General features: G+C 41.3%; 4 protein-coding genes. All 4 read left to right on the top strand.

The window, feature by feature from the left end; translation table 11 throughout:
* The coding region (locus tag LBH49_00890; GenBank protein MDR0351191.1) for a hypothetical protein at nucleotides 1-748 on the top strand (748 nt) is incomplete at its 5' end.
* A gap of 143 nt (nucleotides 749-891) precedes the next feature.
* Nucleotides 892-1,815, top strand: a complete 924-nt coding sequence (gene bioB, locus LBH49_00885; GenBank protein MDR0351190.1) for a biotin synthase BioB — start codon at nucleotides 892-894, stop codon at nucleotides 1,813-1,815.
* The gene (bioA, locus tag LBH49_00880) at nucleotides 1,812-3,818 is read left to right on the top strand and encodes an adenosylmethionine--8-amino-7-oxononanoate transaminase (GenBank protein ID MDR0351189.1); all 2,007 of its coding nucleotides are present in this window, start codon (nucleotides 1,812-1,814) and stop codon (nucleotides 3,816-3,818) included. Before bioB ends, bioA begins: the two co-directional genes overlap by 4 nt.
* A 77-nt stretch (nucleotides 3,819-3,895) precedes the next feature.
* Complete coding sequence (locus LBH49_00875; GenBank protein MDR0351188.1) at nucleotides 3,896-6,457, top strand: ATP-dependent Clp protease ATP-binding subunit; 2,562 nt, start codon at nucleotides 3,896-3,898, stop codon at nucleotides 6,455-6,457.
* Nucleotides 6,458-6,489: the final 32 nt, after the last annotated feature.

Below are 6,489 nucleotides of genomic sequence, written 5' to 3'. Positions count from 1 at the left end.
AGCTATCATGGAAAAAAAGATAGAAACCGTTGAAGACCATATAACCAATATAAATAACGCCATCGATAACTCCATGGCCAATGGAATTCTCGGGCTTAATCCCTATGAATTTTCCAATGAAGCCCAGGCCGATTCTTTGAAAAAAAGCATCGATGTCTTGGCCGATCAAAGTAATTTGCCTTTATTAAAAGCAAAGTCTGAAAATTCTAAACCATTGACCGAAAGAGAAAAGCAAATTCTTGACCTATTGCAGCAATTGGGAAAAAAATATGATTATCTAAAAGAACAAGAAATGTTTTTGGAAAACAAACAGAAATTCTTAAAATTTCAGGATAATATACAAAATCGGAAAGCATCTCCGAGCTACGACATATACTCTGCTGGCAATTGTTTATTATCATTCTGGTTTGGAGTTTCTGGTACAAGACTCATTTACAAATTATTCTATAACAGTAAATCAAATAAATATCTAAAGGAACTTCAAAGCGAAATCGATAAAAATTCCCCAACCATAGCTCAGGAAAACATCGAGGACGATTTACATTTGGACATTAGAATAAAATATTTTAAAGGAAAATTATCAAATTTAAATAACAAAATGGATAAGCACACTAAACAATGTTACGATGCCAAAACCATTGATAAAATGGCTCCATTGCTTGCATCCATGCTTGCCGAGGAGCCCTGGCTGCGGCCAACAATTGAATCGGTATTTGACGCCATATACGACATGTGGATAAGTAAATAATATATAGTAAGCCATAAAGTAATAATCCGACTTACCTATCTTGTTATATTAGGCCAAACATATTTTTCATGCCTTGCGATGGATATATTTTATTACCCTTGCCTATTGACTTTTGGCATGCATAGCTACACCATAGCAAAGGTATGCTAACGAAGAGAGTTGCGCTAAATATGGCCAGAAATTGGCCCAATGGAAAACTGTTTCAAAAAGCTAACGCTTTGAGAGAAAAGTATTTTGGTAATAAAATTCACCTTTGTGGAATAATTAACGCCCGATCCGGAATTTGTGACATGGACTGTAAGTTCTGCTCCCAGAGCTCATTCCATAAAACTCAGGTGGATACATATAAATTTCTTGATGGCGATACTCTTAGGGAAAAAATACAGCAGGTATTAACATCCGGTGCAAACAAATGTGGCATTGTTACCAGTGGCGGAAAACTCGGGCCACAGGATGTGGAATCTCTGGCCCAGGTACTAAATGGTTTAGACTCTAAGGATAAACATCGCATTTGCGGATCGCTGGGTAGATTGAGCCTCGATGATCTTAAAAAATTAAAACAAAACGGTTTGACACGGTTTCATCATAACCTGGAAACATCCGAAGGGTTTTATCCAAAAATATGCACCACCCAAAAGTGGCGCGATAGACTAGCCACAGCTAAAAATGCAAAAAAAGTCGGTATGGAAACCTGCATCGGAGGAATATTCGGCTGCGGAGAAACCTGGAATGATCGAGTGGACTTTGCCTTCGAACTCTATAAATTGAAACCCAATAGCGTTCCAATCAATTTCCTCTACAGGCACAAGGGTACGCCTTTTGAAAGGCTTTCACCATTGGATGCCGACGAAGCACTCAGAATAGTAGCGATCTTTAGACTAATTCTCAAAGATATAAGCATTAGAATTTGTGGCGGCCGAAAGAACATTCTCGGCCCTAGGCAATACGAAATTTTCCATGCCGGAGCTGATGCTGTCATGATCGGAGATTATTTGACCACCAGCGGCGAATCCATCACAAAGGATCTAGAAAATATCAAAAATCTCGGTCTAACATTTCAAGAATGAGAATAGAAAAACCACTTTTCGTAACCGGCACCGATACGGATGTCGGAAAAACAATAATCGCATCGGCATTGTTCCGCCAAGCAATCAAACAAGGCCTTAAAGTTGCCATCCTAAAACCAATACAAACCGGCTGCAATCCCAATGATTTTTTATCAGACACGTATCTATACCATCGAGCTGTTTCAGATCTACCCAATGAATACGAAATTCATTGCCTAGAATGGTTTAAAACTCCATGCTCTCCTGCACTGGCAGCCAAACTTGAAGGCCGTACAATAGATCTATCCAATTTGATTTCAAAAATAAAAGAAATCGGTAAAAAAAATGACCTACTGATAATGGAAGGCGCCGGCGGAATACTGGTACCCATAGACACCAATGGGTCCACCATGCTAAACCTAATGATGGCACTGTCCACCCAGGTTCTGGTGGTGGCAAAAAATCGCCTGGGCGCAATAAATAACGCATTACTTTCGATCAACGAACTGAAGCGAAATGGACTAACCATCGCTGCCGTGATCATGAATCAACCAAAGTTTTCCGCTGAAGATAGCCAATACATTCTGGACGATAATATCAATCAAATCTCTTCGCTTAGTGGTTTGAAATGCATTGGAATTCCATTCATGAAATGTCTGGCTTCCAAAGATATAATTAGCCCCATTGATTTTGAGTCCATCGGCAATTTAATGATTGACATCGGATTGTTCAAAAAATCGACGGAAACTTCAAAAAATATCATCGCCTTCGATAGAAAACACCTGTTACATCCCTACGATTCTCCAAAAAATCCGCAACCAGTGGAGCATCTAATCTATGCCCAGAGCTGCGAACTGCACACAGCTGATGGAAAACAACTTGTAGATGGTATATCCTCCTGGTGGACTGCCATACACGGCCATAATAATCGTCAATTAAATGATCATTTGATAGATCAAATCAATAAATTTTCCCACATCATGTTCGGCGGATTTACCCATGAACCAGCCGTAGAACTTGGCCAAAGACTACTAGAAATTGTACCAAAAAATCTGCAAAAAATATTCTACTCCGATTCCGGTTCGGTGGCCGTTGAAGTGGCAATGAAAATAACAATACAATATTGGCAGAGCATTGGAAACCAAAATAAAACAAAATTTTTTTCTTTGGCCGGTGGCTACCATGGCGATACTCTCTGGGCCATGTCCGTCTGCGATCCCATCGATGGTATGCATAGACCATTTGAAGCAATTTTACCCAAACAAATATTCCTGCCAAAACCAACCCATGGCTTCGGAAAAACTTTCGACAAGGAAAAGGAAATAAAAAAATATGAAAAATTTTTCGTTGCCTACAGCCAGGAAATAGCCGGAATGATATTTGAACCTATAGCTCAATGCGCCGGAGGTTTTTGGTTCTATGCCAAGGAGTATTTGGAAATATTCAGAAATCTCTGTACAAAATATCATGTGCTCCTAATCGCCGATGAGATAGCCACCGGCTTTGGCCGCACCGGTCAGATGTTTGCTTGTAATTTTGCTAGAATTCAGCCGGATATAATGTGCCTGGGCAAAGGCCTAACCGGCGGAGCTTTGTCCCTAGGCGTAACACTAACCACAGAAAAAATCACCGACAGCATAGGCCATGGTAATCCAATCCTACATGGCCCCACCTTCATGGCAAATCCCCTAGCCTGCTCTGCTGGCATCGCAAGCCTCTCACTGCTATCTAAACAGGATTGGCATGGTCAAGTTCTTGCCCTACAGGATCAAATTACAATCCACTTAGCACAGTTAAAAAACCTTTCGGGAGTAAAAGATCAGCGAGTCCTGGGCAGCATTGGTGTGGTAGAAATGGACAAACCTGTTGACAGAGAACGCTTTACATCATTTTGCCTAGCCAAAGGCGTTTGGCTACGACCAGTAAAAAATATCATCTATCTAATGCCTCCCTATGGTCTAACAAAATCACAACTTGCAAAAATATTGAGCACAATTTCAGAATATCTTAGCCACTCAAAGTAAATAAATTAGATTTTTTGACAAATTACTTTCCATTCTTTGATTGATTTAACAACTTATATTGTATACTACAATATTCCATGAGTTCAACACCGATGAATTTTACCCCAAGAGCCCAGCAAGTGCTGGTGCTGGCCCGGCAGACAGCTGATCAACTTGGTCAAAAATATGTGGGCACAGAACATCTACTGCTGGGCCTAATTGAACTAGGCCAAGGCATAGCAATAAATGTTCTGCAAAACCTTAACGTGGATAGAGACGATATAAAACAGAAGGTCAAGGAAATGATTTCCGATGTGATCCACGAAGATGACACAACGGCCGGTCAATATGTCGACTCCATACCATTCACACCCAGAGTCAAAAAAGTTCTCATAGCCGCAGCAAACGAAGCTAAGGCATTAAATCATCCATACATAGGCACTGAACATCTATTGCTTGGCCTGCTTAAAGAAACCGAAGGCATTGCTTCCAAAGTACTAACCGCGCTGGGCATAAATATAGACTCCTGCAGAAATGAAATTTTATCCGAGCTAGATCCAAACTTTGTCGGACTCCAAGCACCAAAAAATTCCGATGATTCCGATGACGATGATGATGATGATTCGCCGGAATATGGCCATTGCCAATCTCTCACCCAACGGGAACAAAAAACACCTGCTCTTAAAGCCTTCGGTCGAGATCTCACCGCCCTAGCCAGAGAAGGCCAGCTGGATCCGGTCATAGGCCGAGCAAAAGAAATAGAACGAACAATCCAGGTTCTTTGTCGAAGAACTAAGAACAATCCGGCATTAATTGGCGAAGCCGGCGTTGGCAAAACAGCCATAGCCGAAGGCCTTGCCCAGGCCATCGCCGACGAAAATGTTCCGGATCTTCTAACCGGCAAAAAGGTCATAACCCTTGATTTGGCATTGATGGTCGCCGGCACCAAATATCGCGGTCAATTCGAAGAAAGATTGAAGGCCGTCATGGAAGAAATTCGGCGAAATCGCAATGTGATACTTTTTCTCGATGAACTCCATACTATCGTTGGCGCCGGCTCCTCCGAAGGATCCATGGATGCATCAAATATTTTGAAACCAGCATTATCTCGTGGAGAAATCCAATGCATAGGGGCCACGACCATATCGGAATACAGGAAAAACATAGAAAAAGATGCTGCATTGGAACGCCGCTTTCAACCCATATATGTTGATCCACCCACGGTGGAAGATACGACGAAAATTCTCTTTGGCATCAGAGATAAATACGAGGCCCATCATAATGTAAAATACTCCAATGAAGCCATCGAATTGGCAGTGAAATTATCTGATAGATATGTAAGTGGCAGATTCTTGCCTGACAAAGCCATAGATATCATGGATGAATCCGGGTCTAGGGCCCATATAAACACCATGAATCGTCCACCAAGGATAGAAAAACTTTCAAAAAAAGTCGAAGAGGTATGCAACCTAAAAGAAAAGGCCATTTCCGAACAAAAATTCGAAGACGCAGCCAAATTCCGAGATGAGGAAAAAAAATTGAAAGAAGAAAGGGATTCCGTCCTAGAAAAATGGCGCAGATCTAGAAAAGATCATCGGGCGGTAATAGGCCCTGAAGATATCTGCAAAGTGGTATCCAATTGGACCGGCATACCATTGTTACGCATAGAACAAAAGGAAAGTGAACGTTTACTGAAAATGGCCGATGAATTGCGCAGTCTGGTCATAGGTCAGGAAGAAGCCACTGATGCTGTCTCTCGGGCCATACGCCGATCTAGAGCTGATCTCAAAGATCCCAAAAGACCCATAGGGGCCTTCATGTTCCTTGGCCCAACCGGCGTAGGAAAAACCCATCTGGCCAAAGTATTAGCTGAAAAAATGTTCGGCAGTAACGATTCTCTAATCCAGGTAGATATGTCCGAATACATGGAAAAATTTGCCATGTCCAGGATGATCGGATCTCCACCGGGCTATGTGGGCTACGATGAAGGAGGCCAATTAACCGAAGCCGTTAGGCGAAAACCCTACTCCGTCGTACTCTTTGATGAGATTGAGAAGGCCCATCCGGATGTGGTACAAATATTACTTCAGGTCCTGGAAGATGGTCACCTTACAGATAGCCTTGGCCGCAAAGTCGATTTCCGCAACACAGTCCTAATAATGACAACCAATATTGGAGCTCAATTTCTGCAAAGAAGCACGACATTGGGTTTCGGTTCAGGCAATGAAAGCGACTTTCAAAAGGCCAAAGAAAGCATAATTGATGAGGCAAAACGAGCATTTAAGCCAGAATTTATAAATAGATTGACAGATATGATCGTATTTCGTCAACTATCCCATGATAATCTCAGCAAAATAGTCGATTTAGAAATATCAAAGATAGTCGAACGACTGAAATCAAAGGATATAAAACTTAAAATGGAAGAGCCCGTAAAAGAAATACTAATCAAACATGGCTACGACAAAAAATTTGGCGCTCGGCCACTACGAAGAGCCATAGAGAAATACATCGAAGATCCTTTGTCCGAAGAATTTTTAAAAGGAAATATTGTTGAAGGTTTACCATTGACAATAGCCATAGATAAAGATGACAATATATACTTTAAACAAAAAAAAATAAAAGCCCAACATGATCGCACAGATATCGCCAATGATACCTAATCCCATGTATTACTTGGAAATATCGCCAATTT

Source organism: Puniceicoccales bacterium (assembly GCA_031255005.1).
Lineage (GTDB): Bacteria > Verrucomicrobiota > Verrucomicrobiia > Opitutales > LL51 > JAIRTH01.
This window is presented reverse-complemented; position numbering and strand designations above follow the sequence as displayed.